Source organism: Rhizobium sp. YTU87027, from assembly GCF_050644135.1.
In the GTDB taxonomy this organism is placed as follows: domain Bacteria; phylum Pseudomonadota; class Alphaproteobacteria; order Rhizobiales; family Rhizobiaceae; genus Rhizobium.
Window position 1 is genome coordinate 1,363,379 of record NZ_CP098441.1, and the last position, 18,502, is coordinate 1,381,880.

General features: G+C 59.8%; 18 protein-coding genes and 2 pseudogenes. 6 read left to right on the plus strand and 14 right to left on the minus strand.

From position 1 onward, the window contains the following. Positions 1 to 92: 92 nt before the first annotated feature. The 3 genes from NBG89_RS25305 to NBG89_RS25315 all read left to right on the plus strand — a co-directional run bounded on the left by NBG89_RS25305 (position 93) and on the right by NBG89_RS25315 (position 3,168). Complete coding sequence (locus tag NBG89_RS25305; protein WP_431323077.1) at positions 93 to 740, plus strand: peroxiredoxin; 648 nt, start codon at positions 93 to 95, stop codon at positions 738 to 740. Then, positions 737 to 1,168 (plus strand): ArsR/SmtB family transcription factor, encoded by a 432-nt coding sequence (locus tag NBG89_RS25310; RefSeq protein WP_431323078.1) that lies wholly within the window; start codon positions 737 to 739, stop codon positions 1,166 to 1,168. The genes NBG89_RS25305 and NBG89_RS25310 overlap by 4 nt, the downstream gene beginning before the upstream one ends. A gap of 134 nt (positions 1,169 to 1,302) precedes the next feature. Beyond that, entirely contained in the window at positions 1,303 to 3,168 is a 1,866-nt protein-coding gene (locus NBG89_RS25315) for a heavy metal translocating P-type ATPase (RefSeq protein ID WP_431323079.1), read from the plus strand. Here NBG89_RS25315 and NBG89_RS25320 read toward each other — a convergent pair. Both NBG89_RS25320 and NBG89_RS25325 read right to left on the minus strand, forming a co-directional pair. Beyond that, a complete protein-coding gene (locus NBG89_RS25320) occupies positions 3,165 to 3,977 on the minus strand; it encodes a universal stress protein (protein WP_431323080.1) in 813 nt (270 codons plus the stop codon). The genes NBG89_RS25315 and NBG89_RS25320 overlap by 4 nt on opposite strands. 76 nt (positions 3,978 to 4,053) lie before the next feature. After that, complete coding sequence (locus NBG89_RS25325) at positions 4,054 to 4,887, minus strand: universal stress protein (RefSeq protein WP_431323081.1); 834 nt, start codon at positions 4,885 to 4,887, stop codon at positions 4,054 to 4,056. 205 nt (positions 4,888 to 5,092) lie between these two features. Here NBG89_RS25325 and NBG89_RS25330 point away from each other — a divergent pair, with 205 nt between their 5' ends. Both NBG89_RS25330 and NBG89_RS25335 read left to right on the plus strand, forming a co-directional pair. Further along, positions 5,093 to 5,425, plus strand: coding sequence for a hypothetical protein (locus NBG89_RS25330; RefSeq protein ID WP_431323082.1), 333 nt, complete (start codon positions 5,093 to 5,095; stop codon positions 5,423 to 5,425). Positions 5,426 to 5,492: 67 nt separating this feature from the next. Next, positions 5,493 to 5,733 (plus strand): annotated as a pseudogene (locus tag NBG89_RS25335) (haloacid dehalogenase); the annotation flags it as partial. 45 nt (positions 5,734 to 5,778) lie between these two features. On the opposite strand, the gene NBG89_RS25340 reads toward NBG89_RS25335, so the two are convergent. From NBG89_RS25340 to NBG89_RS25355, 4 genes are all read right to left on the minus strand, one after another. Continuing rightward, positions 5,779 to 6,093 (minus strand): c-type cytochrome, encoded by a 315-nt coding sequence (locus NBG89_RS25340; RefSeq protein WP_431323083.1) that lies wholly within the window; start codon positions 6,091 to 6,093, stop codon positions 5,779 to 5,781. Positions 6,094 to 6,933: 840 nt separating this feature from the next. Then, positions 6,934 to 7,401: a DUF2267 domain-containing protein gene (locus NBG89_RS25345; protein WP_431323084.1), complete on the minus strand. Its 468-nt coding sequence runs from the start codon at positions 7,399 to 7,401 to the stop codon at positions 6,934 to 6,936. 544 nt (positions 7,402 to 7,945) lie between these two features. Further along, positions 7,946 to 8,980, minus strand: coding sequence for a DUF2254 domain-containing protein (locus NBG89_RS25350; RefSeq protein WP_431323085.1), 1,035 nt, complete (start codon positions 8,978 to 8,980; stop codon positions 7,946 to 7,948). Next, the gene (locus tag NBG89_RS25355) at positions 8,977 to 9,240 is read right to left on the minus strand and encodes a hypothetical protein (RefSeq protein WP_431323086.1); all 264 of its coding nucleotides are present in this window, start codon (positions 9,238 to 9,240) and stop codon (positions 8,977 to 8,979) included. The genes NBG89_RS25350 and NBG89_RS25355 overlap by 4 nt, the downstream gene beginning before the upstream one ends. A gap of 473 nt (positions 9,241 to 9,713) precedes the next feature. Between NBG89_RS25355 and NBG89_RS25360 the strand changes: the two genes are divergently transcribed. Continuing rightward, positions 9,714 to 10,784 carry a hypothetical protein gene (locus NBG89_RS25360; protein ID WP_431323087.1) on the plus strand — a complete coding sequence of 357 codons (1,071 nt, stop codon included), beginning with the start codon at positions 9,714 to 9,716 and terminating at the stop codon, positions 10,782 to 10,784. Between the two features lie 178 nt (positions 10,785 to 10,962). Here the strand turns inward: NBG89_RS25360 and NBG89_RS25365 are convergent. From NBG89_RS25365 to ftsH, 8 genes and pseudogenes are all read right to left on the minus strand, one after another. Beyond that, positions 10,963 to 11,487, minus strand: a pseudogene (locus NBG89_RS25365) (phosphoketolase); the annotation flags it as partial. Continuing rightward, positions 11,412 to 11,591: a hypothetical protein gene (locus tag NBG89_RS25370; RefSeq protein ID WP_431324605.1), complete on the minus strand. Its 180-nt coding sequence runs from the start codon at positions 11,589 to 11,591 to the stop codon at positions 11,412 to 11,414. The pseudogene NBG89_RS25365 and the gene NBG89_RS25370, both read right to left, overlap by 76 nt. Then, a complete protein-coding gene (locus NBG89_RS25375) occupies positions 11,591 to 12,784 on the minus strand; it encodes an acetate/propionate family kinase (RefSeq protein WP_431323088.1) in 1,194 nt (397 codons plus the stop codon). Before NBG89_RS25375 ends, NBG89_RS25370 begins: the two co-directional genes overlap by 1 nt. Positions 12,785 to 12,807: 23 nt before the next feature. After that, positions 12,808 to 13,017: a hypothetical protein gene (locus tag NBG89_RS25380; RefSeq protein WP_431323089.1), complete on the minus strand. Its 210-nt coding sequence runs from the start codon at positions 13,015 to 13,017 to the stop codon at positions 12,808 to 12,810. Between the two features lie 66 nt (positions 13,018 to 13,083). Continuing rightward, on the minus strand, positions 13,084 to 14,709 hold the full coding sequence (locus NBG89_RS25385) for an MBL fold metallo-hydrolase (RefSeq protein WP_431323090.1): 1,626 nt from the start codon (positions 14,707 to 14,709) through the stop codon (positions 13,084 to 13,086). Positions 14,710 to 14,799: 90 nt separating this feature from the next. Next, positions 14,800 to 15,522 carry a CBS domain-containing protein gene (locus tag NBG89_RS25390; protein ID WP_431323091.1) on the minus strand — a complete coding sequence of 241 codons (723 nt, stop codon included), beginning with the start codon at positions 15,520 to 15,522 and terminating at the stop codon, positions 14,800 to 14,802. 112 nt (positions 15,523 to 15,634) lie between these two features. After that, complete coding sequence (locus tag NBG89_RS25395) at positions 15,635 to 16,654, minus strand: lysylphosphatidylglycerol synthase transmembrane domain-containing protein (protein WP_431323092.1); 1,020 nt, start codon at positions 16,652 to 16,654, stop codon at positions 15,635 to 15,637. Continuing rightward, positions 16,647 to 18,488, minus strand: a complete 1,842-nt coding sequence (ftsH, locus tag NBG89_RS25400; protein ID WP_431324549.1) for an ATP-dependent zinc metalloprotease FtsH — start codon at positions 18,486 to 18,488, stop codon at positions 16,647 to 16,649. Before ftsH ends, NBG89_RS25395 begins: the two co-directional genes overlap by 8 nt. Between the last annotated feature and the right edge of the window lie 14 nt (positions 18,489 to 18,502).

Consider the following 18,502-nt stretch of genomic DNA (forward strand, 5'->3'; position numbering starts at 1 on the left):
TTTTTTGCACATATACATATTTACATTAAATATGCAAGTATGTATTGCTACACATGCCAGCGTGGCTGTGCTGCCGGTCGACAGGGGTGGAAATGAACGCGACGACTGAAAATTTGGAGGCCGCGCCAGCGGCCTTGCGGATCAACGACAGGGCACCTGGTTTTGTCGCCCGCTCGACTGCCGGGGAAGTGTCCCTTTCGAGCTACCGGGGACGATGGCTGTTGTTCTTCTCTCACCCGGCCGACTTTACCTCGGTGTGCACCAGCGAGTTCATCGCGTTCGCTCGCGCCCATGATAGCTTTTCCAAACTGAACTGCGATCTCCTTGGTCTTTCGGTCGACAGCCTTTATGCTCATGTCGCCTGGCTGCGTGACATCGAACGGAGCTTCAGCGTCAAGGTGCCGTTCCCTCTGATCGAAGATTCGGCGATGGTGATCGCGAAAGCCTACGGGATGTTGGACAATTCTGCCGAGAACAGCGGAACGGTGCGCGCGACTTACGTGATCGATCCGGAAGGTGTCATTCGCGCCATCGTTTGGTATCCGATGAACGTGGGCAGATCGGTTGGCGAACTGCTTCGTCTGGTCGAAGCATTGCAGACATCCGAAAGGGAAGCGGCTCTTACTCCGGAAGGGTGGAGACATGGGGACGCGCTGCTTGAGCCGGCTGCGGCTTCAATGGAGGACGCCTGCGAACCGTGCGAAGGCGGTTCCTGGTACTATCGGGAGCGTCGCGGATGAGTGGTCACCCTCTCCCTTTTGAAGAAATGCAGGAGAAGGCCGTCGAGGCCGCCGACTTCATGCGCCTGTTCAGCACCCCAAGTCGGCTGACGCTCCTTTGCTACATCGCGCAAAGAGAGCGCGCCGTCGGTGAAATCCAGGAGGAGTTGGGTTTCAAGCAGCCGGCGCTTTCGCAGCAACTTGCCGAACTTCGCCAGGCAGGCCTTGTCTTAACCCGCCGCCAGTCGCGCCAAGTCTACTATTCTATCTGCGATGGGCGCGTCGCGCTCGTCATGAACATGCTCATGCAAATGTTCTGCAAGGTTACGCCGGCGACCGGCATGCCGATCGCCCCGGCCAGTCCCGTCGCGCGACAATCGCGCGGGAAAGCTGGATCTGCTTTTTCTGGAGAAATGGCACACTGGGCGCGACTGGAAAAGATGGACTGAAATCCGGGGACGGCCGAGGCCCATGGCAAGAGCGGTTGGTGCGCTGAGCGCCTTTTTTTTAAAACGTCGCTGAAAGTCCACTCGGTCTATGACAGGCAGTTCCAGCAGCGCAGCTTTCAAGGAGGACGCGCGCCATGCAATCCTTCGAAGCCACATCAACTTTGAAACCGGCTTTATTCGCAGGGCGTGCGAAGCTCCTTGTCGGACGGCACTGGCCCCTTATCCTCTTCTGTTTGGCTCTCGCATTTCTGGTAAGCGGTCTATTTCTTGCACTGCTGGGCGGTTGGTCGACTGCGAACGTTCTTCTCGTTTCGGGCATCCTCCTGGTGCTGTCTTGTCTCCTCGTCGAAATTGCCTCAAAGCTTCGACGCAAAGAGTTCGGACTTGATCTCATTGCCGCCTTGGCCATGGCCACGGCGCTATGGTTCGGCCAATACCTCGCTGGCGCGATCGTTTCGGTCATGTATGCCGGGGGCCACTTTCTCGAATTCTATGCGCATCGTCGTGCCGAAAGCGGGATGACTGAGCTTCTTTCCCGAGTGCCCCGCAGTGCGCTGCGTATTAGCGACGGCGAGTTCATAGAGGTGCCCATTGATGCGATCTCACCCGGAGACCGCCTCCTCATTCGGCGTGGCGATGTCGTTCCCGTCGATGGAACCGTGGATGGGCGCACGGCCGTCCTCGACCAGTCCGCACTGACGGGGGAGCCGCTGCCTGCCCGGGTTTTGCAGGGCGAGGTGGTCCTGAGCGGCGCATCGAACGCCGGCGACGCGTTCGATCTGATCGCATCGAAGGCGGCCAAGGACAGCACCTATGCGCATGTCCTGCGGCTGGTCGAGCAGGCCAAGCAATCCAAGGCGCCGATGTTCAGAGTAGCCGACCGTATGGGGCTTTGGTTTCTTGGGCTTACCCTCCTCGTTGCTGCGGCTGCAGTGGCGGCATCGGGAGACAGCGTCAGGCTCCTGGCGGTCCTCGTCGTCGCGACGCCCTGTCCCCTCATCCTGGCCGTTCCTGTGGCTTTGGTAGCGGGGATATCGAAGGCGGCCCGCAGAGGAATCCTGATCAAGGGCGCAGCTGTGCTCGAAGCCTTGTCGAAGATCGATACCATCGTCTTCGACAAGACTGGAACCCTGACGATCGGGCAACCGACGGTCTCTGACGTTCTCGGCACTGACGACCCGGACGCGCTGCTGCGTCTGGCGGGATCAGCGGAACTGGCATCGGCACACCCATTGGGCCGGGCCATCGTCAAGGAAGCGCAAAGTCGGCGCCTTTTGCTCAGCAAGCCCGTACGGGCAGCCGAGGTGGCGGGCGAGGGTGTCGAGGCGATGGTCGATGGGCGTCGTGTTCTTGTCGGAGGGCCTGCCTTCGTCAGAGCAAAGGGCATCGAGCCGCAAATGTCGGTTGCCGACGCCTCGGCCAGTGCGCTCGTGTGTGTGGATGACAGGGTGTTCGGGGCAATACGTTTCGAAGACCCTCTGAGAGGGGATGCCGTTCGGGCAATCGAAGATCTCCGCACGCTCGGCATAAAGCATATTTCGCTCGCAAGCGGCGATCGGCTCGAGGTCGCAAAAGCAATCGCCGACCGTCTTGGAATGGACGCCGTCGAGGCAGATCTCAGCGCGGCAGACAAGGTCGAAATCGTTTTAAGGACGAAGGCGCTGGGCAGCGTGATGATGGTGGGCGACGGCGTCAATGACGCTCCGGCACTGGCCGCAGCAGACGTCGGACTGGCGGTCGCCCGCGGCAATCTGGCCGCCGCGGCCGAGGCTGCGGACCTGGTGCTGCTCAAAAGCGGTTTGAGCGGCATAGTGGCTGCGTTGGAGGTTGCCCGTCGGTCGCGGCGAATTGCACTCCAGAGCGTGGCAGTTGGTATTGGCCTGTCTACTGTCGCGATGGCATTCGCCGGAGCCGGACTTTTGCCCCCGGTTCAAGGCGCGCTCATTCAGGAGGCGATCGACATTGCGGTGGTTCTGAATGCGCTTCGAGCCCTTGTCTAGTGAGAAAGCAGGGTCGGAATACGGAGATTGTCGAGCAGGCCGCGTGTCACTCCGCCGACGAGGGTTTCGTGCAGTTTGGAATGCCCATAGGCACCTGCGACAAGAAGATCGGCATGGCCCTCAATGGCGATGTCCTGGATGACGGTGGTGACGGCTTCTCCGTCACTGTGCACGGCAGCCAACGCGACGTCGAGCCCTGAATGCTTCAGAGCCTCCACGTAGCGATCAAGAAAAACCTCGCTCCGCGGAGCTGCAGCGCACACGTGTATCACTGTCATTTTTGTCGCCGATTGGATCATCGGATACGCGCTGGAAACCGCGCGGGCCGCCGTTGCACTCCCATCCCACGCGATCGCGATATTGTCGATGCGACCGTAGAAGTCCCCCGACGGGATGAGAAGCAGCGGGCGACCACTGTCAAAGACGAGACTTTCTATGATCGGCCTCGCCAGCTCGGTGTTTTCCAGGATCGTAACGTCGTAGGCGCGAGCAAGTTCGGCGAGCCTTATCGTCGCCGACATCGCCTCGGCATCAGTGGGGACAAGCCTCACGTCGAGACCAACCCGTTCGGCCCGCTCTCGCAAATGCCTGACGAGCTGTGCTGCGACATCCCGATCAAAGCGATCGGCCTGGAACTCGTCGTCGTCTGAATATGTCTCGGCCACTTCGTGACGATGGCGTCGCGCGGCAGCGAGGCTGGCGACAAGGTCGGCACCCTGATGCAACGAAAACTGGATGGCGTTCTCGATTATCGCAAACGAACTCGCTTCTGGATGCGTGGTCAATGGCAGATGAAACTGTGGCTTCATGACGTCCTCCCGAGACATGACATGGTTCATTGCTTCGAGCGGCCAGGCCGACCGGCACGGTCGCTCGAAGTTTCCACTACCGCGATAGGAAGAGCGGAACCTGGCTGTCCTTCAGCATCGAACGGGTGACGCCTCCAAACAGGCGTTGCTGTATGCGCGGGTGATTGTAGGCACCCATGACCACCATGTCGGCTGCCACGTCCGTGGCATGTTGGCGCAAGGTTTCGTCCACGCGGCGCCCGCCGCTGGCCACCCGATCGACCTCGACCTTCACGCCGTGGCGGGTCAGGAACATGGCGATATCGGATCCGGGCTCTTCGCCGTTCTCCCAGCTTCTCGCGACAGGGTCAACAATCGTGACGTGCACGGAATCACAACCCTTCAGGAATTCCATCGACTGGCGGGTGGCACGCGCTGCCTCGTCGCTCGAATCCCAGGCGAGCAGGATCGACTTTGGAAACGAGCTGACAGCCTGCATGCGTGGGTTGATCAGGATCGGCGTCGGAGATTCGAACAGCGCGCCATCGATGATGCGTCTCTGAAGATCCTCGTTGCCAGCAGCCTGGGCTCCAACAAGGACGAGATCGGCGTAAAGCGCATGCTGAGCGATGTCTCCTTCAGCCCATGCGAACTCTGTGTAGATCTCCTGGACGTCGAAGGACAGCTCCGTCCTTTCCAGGATCTCTTGTACCGCTTTCGTTTCCGCGGCAAGCCGGTCTATTTCCTGTTGTTGGCCTTCGAGCCAGGTTGTCGAGATTGCTTCGTAGGTGGCGATCGCTGGAACGCCACCCATGCAGATCACGAGGGCGGTCATATGGGCGCCCTGTGTTTCGCAAAACTCAATGGCCAACTTGAGGTCCTGGTCCCAGCGGTCGACGTCGAAGACGCACATGACGGTTTTAATGCTCATCGCACTGCCTCCTTCTTGATAGCTGGATCGTATCGCGTTCCTGGAAGGTTTCTTTGATGTTCGTCAAAGTGGTGTGCTCCGTATTCGGATTGAGCAGTGCCCGCACTTCGTTCCCGAAGACGTGTTAAAATTCGCCGGGCTGAGGGAACCGATGGACCGCCGTTATATTGAGCTTCCACTCGAAACGCAGTACCGGAAGCCTGGAATGCAACAAACATTCGATGCTTTCGCTCATGGCTGGATGCTTCTGCAGATGCCGTGCCCGGCCGATCGTGCCTTTCGCGGCAAGCAGCATCGCGTGAAGGACCTACGCAAATCCTTGAGCGAGCCGGTGCTTTATCTCGAATGGTTGCGGACGTCGGGAGATAAAGAGCTGCTCGGCGAGTACGCTCAGCTATGCGCTGACCTCGAGCAGGACGTATATCGGTTTCTTATATTCTACGACGCCATCCCGAGGGGGCATGGGATAGCCGATAAGCCGCGGCCTAACCTCGGCCAGCTCCAGATGTGTGGTGGGCGTGCGCCGGTCGGGCGCTAAAAGACGTCCATCCCGCCAACCCCACGAACTCCTTCCTGACCCCTACATGGGATTGCCTCAACAGGCGGTTGGCAAGATAAGCGGTACAGAAGTCCTGAGGTTGGGCGCAACACTCGAGCGTGCCAGCGAACACCCCCTTGCCGCCGCCATTGTCGCCGCGGCGCAGGAGAGGGGCATTGCCCCTGGGTGAGGCCCGCGACTTCGACAGCCCCGTCGGCAAGGGCGTCACCGCTACGGTCGACGGCAAGGTCGGTGGTCTTGTCGCCATCGCCGATCCGATCAAGGCAACGACGCCCGGTGCAGTGTCTTTGTCGCGGACGAATTCCACGGTTATGGCTCCATTGGAGAAGTCTCTATTTCGCAAGGCTTAGGATATAAGCCGACACATCCTGAATATCGGTCCGCGAGAGTATTATATTCGGCATGGTCGGATGACTTTGCGCCGTGAGCCAAACGTTAAGTGCCATGGCGGTCATTCCCGGCGTCGCAGCCACCGCTTCGAAACTGGGCGCTTCGGCAACAGCGGATCGCGTTTGACCCGAAAGGACGGCGTGGCAGGTTGCGCAGACCTCAAGCGCGATCCGTCGCCCGTGCTGAATATCTCCTGCGTGAACTGCCGGAACCGCTGCAAAGGTGCCTGCAATGATTACGGCGATCGCTGTTCGCATTTGCAATATCCTGCTCCGTACTCCCTGAGTCTGGCTGGGACAACATTAGGATTGGCCACCAATCCTGAGCGGCCGAAATGCGCTCAGAGACGCAGTCTCAACATACCACTAGAACAGCGCAATTTGCATCCCTCGGCGACTAGCGCCGCTGCCTTGAGGCGGGCCAACCAGACTTTGGTCTCTATGTGGCGTGCCGCACGCTGCGGAATGGCCGGTAGGCAGTGCGATATCAGCGTCGGGTTGCCAGAGTTGCTGGGCACTGACACGCGAAGCTGGCAATCCGTCGACGATGGTGTTCTCGCCGGCACGACCGACGCGCGATGAGAGGCGTTGCTATGGGGTTCTCCTGAAGACGTCCTCCAGTCTGACGGGACGTCTGCATCGGCACCGTTCGGCGGCGTTCGGCCCAGGCGATCCCCGAGCGTGGGACGGTCCCAGTTTCTGACAACTTCCGCCAAATGCGCACTGATCTGGCGCAGCCACGAGATCAGATATGCCGCGACGATCCACACGATCCACACGATCCACACGAACCGCCGCCGCGACCGGCGCAAAGTGCTGGTCCCGCTCTCCTCTGCCATTGTCAGCGATGAGCAACTGCGAACCCAATACGAACCCGTGAAAATCAGAGGAATCAATAATGCACGCGTGGCCCTCGCGCTCAAGCACTTGACAATTGCTTTTTCCAAGCACTGCGTGATCGCCACGACGAGGAGCAGCGCAGCAAAATCCGGGAGGAAGGCGCGTCGACGATATCTCCGTTGTCCCGTATTTTTATCTGGATGGAGGAAGAGGTGACGTTGCCGGCATCGCCACGTGCTCCCTGCAGATTCAGTGGGGCTAACGCAGTTCGGGTGATCGCCCGCTTTGAGGATCAAAACTGGTGGGACCGCTGTTTTCGACAGACGTAGCGCAAAGCTTCAGCGCAAAGTCGAGCTTGGTCGATTTCTTGTGACAACGTCGGTCTTCGAACAATCTCAGGATCTTCGTGAATAGGTCTCGGTCTGACGCAGCGGTATGTGGCAAGGCCGCAAGCAGCAAGGCCGGTAGATCGCGAAGGTCATCGTACCCGTGGCTCTTCATTGGGTCCCATGCCTCGAAGTAGAGGCCCCGAAGCAGCAATGGCAGATCGTTGCCAACCCTGGCATTGTCGTCCACCGAAAGCCTGTCACGCACCGCGTGCAGGGTGATACGCAAGACTTCGTATGCGACGCGCTGCTCGCAGCCAAGCAGTTCCGAAAGCTCGCGGATCCAAACGGCTGCTTCCTGTGCGGCGTCCGGGAAGGTGAGGACGGGACTGTAACGCATTAGACACTCCTGTCTTGGATTCCGCAGGTTGATTGCTGGAAAGTTGAACCTCCCAACGACTGCTGTCCTTGACCTTTATCAAACTAGACTCGGCTTCCAGCCGGGGAGGGCGTCCCTCAGAGGTGACAGGCATGCCAGGGTGAAAGCTCAACCGAACAAGACGGAGCGCAACGATGCGCCTGGAATAGCCCAGATGATGTGCTTGGGCCGCATTGCATAACAGGCGGTTCGTGATGTCTAGCGTGCTGTCAGGTTTGGTGTCGGGCGGCTTCCTGCCCTGCTTATTACTCGGACGTTCGCATGGCGGAGCCTTATGCGCTTGGACTGCTGTTGCTGGGCCTGACGCTGCCTCTGCTTTCGGATGTCACAAAAGGCGATCCGGCGTACAGAAAACGCGGGTGCGGCGCTCGCCCCATTGGCGGCCTTACCTGACGCGGATCCGCGCGCGAGCACGATGTGCATTCTGGCCGCCTGTATCACTTTGCTGGTTGGATTTGGCGTTGCGAAGGTATTGAATCGACCTGCTCCGAAACCAGTTTTGAGCTCAATCCGAGCTAGCCTGGCTCGACTGCCTCCCCGAGCCGCCCAGTCCCTGCGAGTCGGGCGTCCGAGCCAGGTTCAAATCCTCTGGAAAAACGTAGATCCTCTCGAGCATTCGGTCGAGCAGATCCAGTTCACTGAGGAGAGCTGGGCGGCGGTCGTCAGGCAGAACCTGTGATGCATATTCGATCACCGCGCGCAATCGACGGGCGATTTGGAAGTTTTCGGCGCCGTACAGGCGGATCTCGCTGAAGGTCAGCTGCACGAAATCCTCCCAGTTCGGCGTTCTGCGGATGAGCCGCAACTTGCCTGACTTGCTTCGGATCTCATCGCCGAGCAGATGCCTTCCTCCGACGAAGCATAGGAGACGTTGAAGCTGGTCAATCGCAAGGACGGCTGTCGTGGGGTCGTTGATTGCCTTGGACAAGGCCTTGATGCCGATGTCGACGATTATCCTGAACGCGAACGTCGAATCCTGCTCGAGGGTCCGCTCCGGTCCGAGAGCCACCAAGGCCTTCAACCTGCGTTCGTCTGGCAAGCTTTGGCCGTATAAGCGGAAAAGAGCTTCGCCAGTTCCGACAAAATCACCGACCCTCGGCACAAGTTCGATGATCGAGCCTGTCCGGTCGGCCAGGGCCACGAGGGCCTTCATATTGACAGCAACTACGATAGCAGGGTTCGCCTGATGGAAGACGATTTTGTCAGGCACGCCCGCGAACGGGACGCTATCGTCACACGTGCCCTCGATACCTGCAAGATCGGGATACACTTCCTCGATGACTGCATGCCCCCGTTCACCGACCCTTAAGATGATGCTGACAGGACGAAGCAGCCGCGCCGCGTAGTCTATTAGGTAGAGAAAGGCTGCGATGGACAAGAAGCCCAGTAGGCCAGCCATCCCGGAAACACCGTGGGGAACAGTCGTATCAAGTCTTGAAAGAGCGCCAGTCGCGAAGAGCAGTGTAAAAATGAACAGGCCGACGGTAAACCGGATCGCGTTGTCCCGAAGAAGGGTTGTCGCGATGATCCTGGGCGTCAACTGACCGCCGGCGACCGAATCGCCACGAGTAGGGAACCGAATGTGAAGACGACGAAAGTCAACGTCATGGTGATGATCGTCTCGAGCATTCTTTGTGTCCCCGCTACTCCCCAGGGCCATACGTCGAGCCATGGGATCCAATCTCCGTAAGCGTAGACCAGACGGATCGCGGCGACATAGACAAGCAGAGCGATGAATGGAACGATCCACAGCGAGGATCTGACGTAGCTTCTAAAGCTGTACCATCGGTTCCAACCCATCGGCATATCTCGCTGTAGTAGGAGGCTAAAACGAACGTGTGCACGAGAATGGCTGATCGCCCGGAATGGACATTGACGCCGATCAAGATGGAGACGTTTTTAGTTTGATCTAGCTCAATGTCTGCGGATGGTCTGCTGCTAGCCTTCCTTCGTCACTCCCCGCCACTCCGGTCGAGCTGACGGCGGATGCCGCGATGAGAAATTCCGGAGGAGGCCCGGACCGAGGCCGAGGTCAGCTATGACAAACAAAGCGAGATACGTCTGCGTCCCCGCGCGTTACGGTCTCTTCAATGTGGTTGATACTGCCAGCGGCTCGCCCGCCGACGTCGGTGCTACGACGGTCCTCCTCACGCGAAAGGAGGCGCGGCGCGTTATCGCGTGGCTGAACAGGTCCGGCGCGGACGCGCAGATCGGACGGCAGATCATCGTACCGGATAGATCAAAGGCGGACCGAGAGTATGGGGGGGAACGCAATGGCAAACGCAGAAGATTTCAACCAAGCTGCCGAGGCCCCTTCAAAACCGGACGTGCAGGCTCAGCTAGAGCGGATTCTGGCGAGCGGTGATCTCTGCCTTCCGGAGCGGGCAAGAGGCTTTCTGCGATACGTCGTGGAGGAGACACTCACCGAGCGATCGGAATATCTAAAGGCCTCCACGATCGCTCAGACGATCTTTGGAAGATCGAATTTCGATGCTCAAAACGACCCGGCCGTACGCATCGAGGCGGGCCGGATAAGGAGAGAGCTGGAGCGGTACTATCTCCTGTCGCGGCAACCTGAACCTGTCCTGATCACAATTCCGAAAGGTGGCTACGTTCCCTGTTTTAGGGCCAATCCGGAAAGCGAGAGAAGGTCCATAGCGGAACCTGCTAGGAAAGGGGGGCAGTCCGCAGGCGCTCCAAAGCCATCAGTTGGCTCTATGGCGGCGGTCGTTGGCCTGGCGTTCATGGGGATCACAACGATGATCTTGCTCTTGCGCCCTGACTTTTCGACCGAGACGGTCCGCAATCTTGTCAACGAGCCGCCAGCGCCGACGGTCGTCATGGAGCCCTTCGACGACGCAGGCGGCAACGGCCAGACGGCGAAAGTGTCCCGCTTTCTGAGGGATGAGATCCTCGTCAAACTCGTCGCTGCAGGAAAGCTGACCGTCATCGCGCGCCCTGCTGCGCTCAACACTTCGGCGGATGAGCGTTATGTCCTGCAGGGGAGCGTAAGGGGAAACGAAGAACTCGTTCGATTGACAGCTCGCCTCGTTCGACAGGCAGATGGAGCGGTCCTGTGGTCCGACAGCTACAACTTGAACCAGCGTTCAGACGCTTCGATCGGGTCGGAGGAGGCGGTCGCAGCCCAGGTCGCACGCGGCATTTTTCGGCCGCTGAAGATCGATTCCCTTTCGCCGCCACCTACAATATCGCCGACAGAACGAGAAATGTGGCCGACAGATAGAGACGCGCGCGTCTCTGGGGTGATGAGCAGGGCTTCTCAGTCTCTGGCACGCAACATGGGCGTGCTGCGATCCCGGACCGGCCCTTCTAAAATGCCGTGACCTGGCGCGACACTAACTAACATCGCTGCCAACCATCGTTCCTCACGCCCGTCGCCATCGGCAGCCAGTGATATCGGCCATGTCCTTTCCGCTTTCCGTGATGTATGCGGTATGTTCGGCGAGCTTGGCCTTCAGCTTCTCAGTCACGTCCGGCACCTTCGCAGCGAGACCCAGAACTCGAGTCGACGATGTGGATGACAGCCTCGTCGCACGAGAAAAGTCCGTGCCGGCCAGTGAGAAGGTGCCTTCTAATCCCTGGCAGAGATGCTCGCTAAGGATCTCCATGACCCGGTCGTCTCGAGCGAGATAGACGTCGTATTCCTCGATCTTTTGCAGCCACACCCGGTTTGTCTCCTCAAAGACGCTTCCGAGGCGGTTGGATGCAGTCTCGTCCTGTCCGAAGATTCGAAAGCTCTTTCGGCCGGCATTGAGCCTGAGGACGTCGCGGAGATGCGCCTGCTTCGAACCAGGTGGGCCGATCTCGATCGCATGGTCGGCAATTGTTGGGGGGTGAGCGCTGTTCGAAGCCGACCGCCGTTTGCGAATGGAGTCGCGCATTCTCTTCTCACCATTCGGTTCGAGCTCCCGCAGTACCGGCCTCGGGCGGCCTTTGACGTCAAACAGTTTCTACCGGCTCATAGCTCCGCATCCAGTTTTCGAGGATCTTTCGATGGCCGTCGTCACCACTCCAGTTTGCGACGGGTTGTCCATCAGTGGATCTGGCCAACCGACAGATAGTGGGGCGGCGCGCCAATAGCGGTCGGTCAGATCGAGTTCCTGTCTCAGCAAGGTGACATTGCCTGTCATTATCGCTCTCCTCGATGTAGTCCATGTTGGCTGATGACGGCGAGTGCCTCGTCGGCGATCACCTGCTCCTCGTCCGTGGGGATGACGAACGCTTCGATGGCGCTGTCCTTGGCGTTCAGGACTGTCGCATTCGTCTTGTTGGCGGCCTCGTTCAGCGAGAGGCCCATCCATGACAGGTGCCTCTCGATGCCTTTACGGATCTCCGGCTGATGTTCCCCGATGCCCCCTGTAAACACCAGCGCATCGACGCCGCCCGTTGAAACGGCAAGACGGCCAACCTCGCCGGCAATTCTGAAACAGAACAGATCGAGTGCCTCCTTTGCGGCGGGGCGGAAGTCCTCGAGGAGCGCCTGAGTATCGCCACTTATACCCGAGACGCCTAGAAGGCCGCAGCGGTGATAAAGAAAGTCTTCCAATTTGTCGGCGTCCGTAAATTCGGATCTGAGGAGATGGATCAGCACGCCGGGATCGATCGCTCCCGGACGTGTGGCCATCGGGATGCCGTCGAGAGCGGAAAACCCCATACTGGTGTCGATGCTGACGCCGCCGACCATGCCACAGAGACTGGCGCCGTTCCCAAGGTGAGCGCAGACCACCCTGGCGCCACCGATATAAGGTGCGAATCTTTGAAGGTAGGTGGCTATGTACTTGTAGGAGAGGCCGTGGAAGCCGTATCGACGTATGCCCGCGTCGTGCATTGCGCCGGGAATTGCCAGCCTTGTCGCGAGGCTGCATTGCGAAGTATGGAACGCCGTGTCGAACGATGCCGTCTGAATGACGGATGGATAGAGGGCGAAGACGGCATCGATCACGTTTAGCGCTTGAGGCTGGTGAAGCGGGGCCATAGGCGTCAAACTTCCAATTTGCGACATGACGCCGCCGGTGATAAGCGTCGGCCCTTTGAAAATCAGCCCACCATGCACGACACGGTGTCCGACAAAGCCGATATGGCAATCGCCGTGCAACAGCCGATCAAGAACGCTTGAGATGACTTGGATGCCAAGGCCATCCGAGGCGGCGGGCAGATCGATCTCTTGGATATCGTCATCGCTGCCATACTTGAGGCGAGGGTGCTCGCCGAGGGAGACGATAGCCCGGCCGAAGCGCTTGGCGGCGCCGGAACCAACGTCGAAGAGGCCGATTTTCAAGTTCGACGAACCGGCATTGAAGGTAACTCCAACTTCCTTATTCATGATGACCTCGCTCGGCCTTTAGCCTACCGGGAGCCGGCCTCTTTCACCGCAGAATCCAAGACCCGCAACGCATAGTCCGCAGTCACCTTCTCGTCATACGTGCAGAGCTTCAGCGCTCGGCAGCGATGCTTCAGATCCCGCAGAATGCGGCGCCGAACTCTCTCCACGACCGGCGCATGCTCCGTCTGCAGAAGCTCTTGCAGGCAGGCGACGGCGACCAGCTCCGAAACCATAGCTTGCCTTCTACCTCGCCTTGGGTAGTGATCGCGAAATGTTCGCCGCCGGGTTTGTAATCCCGATCAGTGGACAGCATTTTCGTTCTCCTTTGCAGCGACTGTATCTTGCTCCGGTTCCAGGGCCCGCCTGACCTTACGGAGAATGACGGCCCGACCCTTCCGGTCGGCGGCCTGGTTCAGACGGTCGGACAGCTCGAGGACGAAGCTATGGAAGTCGTTGTGCCAATCGGGGCGGCCAAGCTGCTCGGGTGCAAGCCGGACACGTGCCGCATCCTCGAGCAGACGGGCGCCGTCCTCAGTAAGGACGAAACGATCATCGAGCCGAGGCTCCATCACGGGAACCTTCAGGGTCTTCGACAGTCGTCTCGTCAGAGCGCTGCGCGCTGCGGGCTCGCCGTGAACGAGGAACACTCCTTTTTCAATCGGCGCCCGTGCCGAAACCCATTCCCCAAGATCGCTGGCGTCTGCATGCCCGCTGTAGGCATCGAAGGCTATGATTTTCGCGTTCACCACGATCTCGTCGCCCTGGATACGCACCACGCCGGCGCCGTCTTGGAGGATTCGACCGAGGGTTCCTGCTGCCTGGAAGCCCACCAAGAGAACGGTGCACTCCGGTCGCCAGAGCCAGTTGCGCAGCCGGTGCCGGATGCGGCCCGCTTCGCACATGCCGCTCGCAGCAATGATGATATGGAAGCCGCGCACAAGATCGAGGGCCTTTGACTGTTCTGCCGACTCGGTGAACCGGACGTTCGGCGCGTTTAGCGCACGCGTGAACGCGGCGGCGTTTGCCAGCTCTCCGGCCTGAGCTTTGAACACCTCGGTTGCTCGGGAGGCCAGTGGTGAGTCGATCATGATCGGCGCCCGAGGCAGACTGCCGTCGTCCATCAATGCAACGAGGTCCGTCAGCACTTCCTGCGTGCGCTCCACGGCGAAGGAGGGGATCAGAAGCGCGCCGCTCGGATTGTGCGCCTTGGCTACGATCTCTCTCAAGCGGCTGCGGCGAGCGTCCTGCGTGTAGTCCTCGCGCTCGCGGTCGCCATAGGTGCTTTCGCAGACGAGGTAGTCGACGCCCGCCGGAGCCTGGGGCAGCCCTTCCAGCATCTTGTAACGGGTGCCGACATCGCCCGAGAAGAGAAGACGCCGCGGACCGCCGGCAACGGTCACTTCGATCTCGATCGAGGCCGATCCGAGCAAGTGGCCAGCGTTCCAGAAGCGGAACTTGACCCCGCCCACCGTTTCTCGCCACTGCTGGTATGGCACGGATACGAATTGGGGCATCACCCTGCGGGCGTCGTCAGCCGTGTAGATCGGCTCGACAGGCTCACGTGACCGTCTCCGATTGCGGCGGTTGAGCTGCTTGACTTCCGATTCCTGGATATGCCCGGAGTCCTGCAGCATGACCTCACACAGTTCCATGGTCGGTCGGGTAGCATAGATAGGTCCGTCGAATCCTTCCTTTGCGAGCTTGGGAAGCAGGCCGGTATGATCGATATGGGCGTGTGTCAGGAGAACGGCGTCGATTTCCGCCGGATCGAAGGGGAAGGGCCGGTAGTTCAGCTCCTTCTCGCTTTTCGAACCCTGGAACATGCCGCAGTCGATCAGAATCCGGGAATCGGCGACCTCGAGGAGGAAGCAGGAACCGGTGACCGAGCCGGCCGCGCCATGGAAGGATAACTTTGGTTCCTGCATGTTCCACCTATGAGCTTTGACGCGAGCATACAGGAGGACGGCACTGCTTCCTTGACGGAGATCAATCTGGCCTCGATCCAATCAGAAAGCTCAGATGCGATCCTCGTCGCCAACCGGCGGCGGCAGAGCCACTCCGTAGTACGGATCAATCCAAGTGAGATGGTCCGTGATCGCTCTGACCCCTGGCACATTCTCAGCGGCAACCTTCGCGGCGAGACGCTCCCGTTCATCGAAGATGGTACCGGAGAGCTCGGCTACTCCGTTTCTGACCTGGCAGCGGATGAATCCATTCCTGCTCCAGCTTTGCTTCGCCAGTTCGGCATCGACCGCATCCTGGATTTGGGCGTCCTGAGTGGATGGAGCCGAAGGCTTTTCCACTTTGGTCAGGGCGCGCAACAGGTCTGAACGCGATATTATGCCGACGAGTCTTCCGTCCGAGATCACGGGAAGTCGCTTCACCTCGTTTCGTTCCATCAGGCGAACGGCCTCGGAAAGCGCCGCGGTCGGAGGCACGACTACGAGGTGCGAATTCATTATTTCGTCAACACGCCGTCCGTGGGAGCGCACGTATTCGTCAGCGATCTTTCCGGGGCTTGCAAGCCAGCTTTGCAACCAGGACCGTCTGCGGTCCGTGTTGAGCTCGTGTCGCCGCAGGAAGTCGCCTTCGGTAACCATGCCCACCAGCACTCCGTCGTCATCGACGACAGGAAGGCCACTGATCCGGTTGGCGAGCATTATTGCGGCGGCCTCCAACACCGTGCAGGATGCGCCGACGGTGATCGGGGACGGGGTCATTGCGTTCTCGACTATCATGTGTGTTTCTCCGATCCAGAACCTCGTTTTCAAGCCGTTCGGTCCACGACATCGACTGAAGAAGTACGGCCGATAGAATCATACATCTGCACGACGTCCGCATTGACGGAGGTCAAAGATCCGCCTGCGCCTCCCGGTGGGTCAGCCACATTCCCGGAAACATGGGCATCCAGAACGACATTCCTCGAAAGATCAGCGTGGCAGCGAGAGCGACCTCGATGCTGACTCCAAGCAAGTGGAGGACTGCGACGCATCCTCCTTCGAACGAACCCAGGCCGAGCGGGATAGGTGAGACGGTTGCAATGACCGACGCGAGAACGAAGGCGAGAAATGCAGGAGAGGGGCCGACACTCGTGCCGAGAGCTCGCACGGCGAACCAGAGCGTCGTGGCATCCAGAACGAAAATCGCCAGTTGAAAGAAGATTGTCGGGCCTAATACCTTCGGATCGCCAGCGATGTCGGTACGAACCTGTGCAAGCGCTTTTGCAAGGCGCGCCATCAGCGGTCTGCGGAGGAGAGACCTTGGGATCCAACGGCCCTTGGCAACCGTGACGGCGACGAGGCAGACAGTGATCAAAATAACGATCGCGGCAAACATGATCGAGAGCCATTCCCACGTATCGCTGAGATCGCCGGTTGACCACAGCAGGACGAAGGCAAGCGCCGCCATCAGAAAGTAGGCGGCGTAGTATGAAAGGGCGGCGACCAGCAAGGCGGTTATGGCGATGGAAGATGGGATGCGTCTCCGCACGAGGCCGCGGGCAACCAGCAGACTTCCGCTCAAGCCGCCTGTAGGGATCGCCTGGTTGGCGAAGAGTTCCATGACAGCCAGTTTGAGAAGGTCCGCAAGTCGAAGCTGAAATCCTGCGCGCCTCGTGACCATCTGCCAGACGGCGGCGGCGCAGGCGTAGGTGCCAAGCTGACACGAGACAGCCGCGGCGATCCAGAGCGGACTCGCCGCTTTCAACACAGCCAACAGTTCGGCGATATCGGCGAAATGCAGCAAGATTCCCATCACGCTGGCAAATATCAGCGCGCCGGCGAACCAACCGACGATCGCACGTGCGGAAGATTGCTCAGATTTCAGAAGCAGGTCGTCCGACCCGGCCGAATGTCCCTTCGCGTTAGCCAACGGTCACCTCCGTGGTCGTCGCGGTCTTGGGATCGCCAGCCTTACGTTGAAGTGGCGGGAAATCCTCGGGCGTGATCGTCTCGTGCTCGAGCAGCAAGTCCGCACCGGCGGTCAGATCCTGCATTCTCGTTGACAAGAGCTTCTTGGCGTCTTCGAAGGCGCCATCGATCATCTCGTGGATGGCAACGTCCACCTGACGGGCTGTTGCCTCCGAATAATCCCTGTCGTGCATGCCGGGGTGCCCGTCGTTCAGCCATTGAAGCCGGCGAGGTTCCAGAACCGCTTGTCCGACTTCGCTCATGCCGAACCGTGTGACACATTCTCTGGCTATATCGGTCGCTTTGGCGAGATCGTCCGCAGCGCCCGTCGAGACCTCGTCGAAGACCAGAGCTTCCGCCGCCCTCCCGGCGAGCAGCGCGATCATCCGCTCCTTGAGTTCGCTCGTGGTGATCAAGAAGCGATCTTCGGTCGGCCGCTGCAGCGTGTAGCCGAGAGCGCCAATCGACCTCGGGATGATCGACACCTTTTGAACCGGATCCGTCTTCACGAGCGAGGCCGCAGCCAGCGCGTGGCCCATCTCGTGATAGGCGACCCGTCTCCTTTCGTCCGGCGTGAGCATTCGACTTCTGCGTTCGGTTCCGACGATGATCCGCTCAACCGCCTGGACGAAGTCCGCCATGGTAACAGCGGCCGCGTTCCGGCGCGTCGCGCATATGGCCGCCTCGTTGACGAGGTTTGCGAGGTCCGCTCCTGTGAAGCCGGGCGTCAGACCGGCTACGTCGTCCATGTGCAAGCCGGGCTCGATTGTTACCTTCTTCGCGTGCACCGACAGGATTGCCGCACGCCCCTTGCGATCGGGCCGTTCTACCACGACCTGCCGGTCGAAGCGTCCTGCACGAAGTAGTGCCGCGTCAAGGATCTCCGGGCGATTGGTTGCAGCCAACAGCACGATGCCGACGCGCGGGTCGAAGCCGTCGAGCTCGGACAAAAGCTGGTTGAGGGTCTGCTCCTTTTCATCGTTTCCGCCAAATCCACCGACTTGGCTTCGAGCGCGCCCAAGCGCATCAAGTTCGTCGATGAATATGATGCATGGCGCGGCCAGACGAGCCTGCTGAAAGAGATCGCGCACCCGCGCGGCGCCCACGCCGACGAACAACTCGACGAACTCTGATCCGGAGATCGAGAAGAACGGGACACCGGCCTCTCCCGCGACCGCGCGAGCCAGCAGCGTCTTGCCCGTTCCGGGCGGCCCGACGAGCAGGATGCCCTTTGGAATGTGAGCGCCGAGACGCCCGTAGCGCTCCTTGTCCTTCAGAAAAGACACGATCTCCCGCAACTCGGCCTTCGCCTCGTCCGCACCGGCCACATCGTCGAAGGTGACGCCAGTCGCGCGTTCCAGATAGACCTTGGCCTTCGATTTTCCGATGCTGACCAGGCCGCCCATGCCTTGCTGTTCGACGATCCCACGAAAGATGAAAAGCCAAAGACCGAACAGCAGGAGAGTCGGGATTGCCCAGGAAAGCACTACAGTGAGCCAGTTGCTGTCAGTACCACCAGAGACCTCTACGCCTGCCTTTTCGAAGACTTCCGCGACGACCGGATCGACGCGAGCGGAGACGAAATGGGTCTTGCCGGACTGCGGTTCCTTGAAGGAGCCTTCGATCGTCGTTTCCGTCACGCTTACCGACCGGACCTTGCCTTCGGCGACCATTCGCATCACGTCGCTGTAGGGCACATGCGCGACGTCACGCGAGCCGAGCCAGAACGCGACCGATCCCCAGATCGCCAGGGCTGCGACCAGATATGCGATCCGTATGATCATCTCGCGCTTCATCATGGTTCCGCCTA

Excerpts from the sequence above, each read along its gene's own strand:
- NBG89_RS25305 (WP_431323077.1), top strand. The coding sequence starts at position 93 with ATGAACGCGACGACTGAAAATTTGGAGGCCGCGCCAGCGGCCTTGCGG.
- NBG89_RS25310 (WP_431323078.1), top strand. The coding sequence starts at position 737 with ATGAGTGGTCACCCTCTCCCTTTTGAAGAAATGCAGGAGAAGGCCGTC.
- NBG89_RS25315 (WP_431323079.1), top strand. The coding sequence starts at position 1,303 with ATGCAATCCTTCGAAGCCACATCAACTTTGAAACCGGCTTTATTCGCA.
- NBG89_RS25320 (WP_431323080.1), bottom strand. The coding sequence starts at position 3,977 with ATGAAGCCACAGTTTCATCTGCCATTGACCACGCATCCAGAAGCGAGT.
- NBG89_RS25325 (WP_431323081.1), bottom strand. The coding sequence starts at position 4,887 with ATGAGCATTAAAACCGTCATGTGCGTCTTCGACGTCGACCGCTGGGAC.
- NBG89_RS25330 (WP_431323082.1), top strand. The coding sequence starts at position 5,093 with ATGCAACAAACATTCGATGCTTTCGCTCATGGCTGGATGCTTCTGCAG.
- NBG89_RS25340 (WP_431323083.1), bottom strand. The coding sequence starts at position 6,093 with ATGCGAACAGCGATCGCCGTAATCATTGCAGGCACCTTTGCAGCGGTT.
- NBG89_RS25345 (WP_431323084.1), bottom strand. The coding sequence starts at position 7,401 with ATGCGTTACAGTCCCGTCCTCACCTTCCCGGACGCCGCACAGGAAGCA.
- NBG89_RS25355 (WP_431323086.1), bottom strand. The coding sequence starts at position 9,240 with ATGGGTTGGAACCGATGGTACAGCTTTAGAAGCTACGTCAGATCCTCG.
- NBG89_RS25360 (WP_431323087.1), top strand. The coding sequence starts at position 9,714 with ATGGCAAACGCAGAAGATTTCAACCAAGCTGCCGAGGCCCCTTCAAAA.
- NBG89_RS25370 (WP_431324605.1), bottom strand. The coding sequence starts at position 11,591 with ATGACAGGCAATGTCACCTTGCTGAGACAGGAACTCGATCTGACCGAC.
- NBG89_RS25375 (WP_431323088.1), bottom strand. The coding sequence starts at position 12,784 with ATGAATAAGGAAGTTGGAGTTACCTTCAATGCCGGTTCGTCGAACTTG.
- NBG89_RS25380 (WP_431323089.1), bottom strand. The coding sequence starts at position 13,017 with ATGGTTTCGGAGCTGGTCGCCGTCGCCTGCCTGCAAGAGCTTCTGCAG.
- NBG89_RS25385 (WP_431323090.1), bottom strand. The coding sequence starts at position 14,709 with ATGCAGGAACCAAAGTTATCCTTCCATGGCGCGGCCGGCTCGGTCACC.
- NBG89_RS25390 (WP_431323091.1), bottom strand. The coding sequence starts at position 15,522 with ATGATAGTCGAGAACGCAATGACCCCGTCCCCGATCACCGTCGGCGCA.
- ftsH (WP_431324549.1), bottom strand. The coding sequence starts at position 18,488 with ATGAAGCGCGAGATGATCATACGGATCGCATATCTGGTCGCAGCCCTG.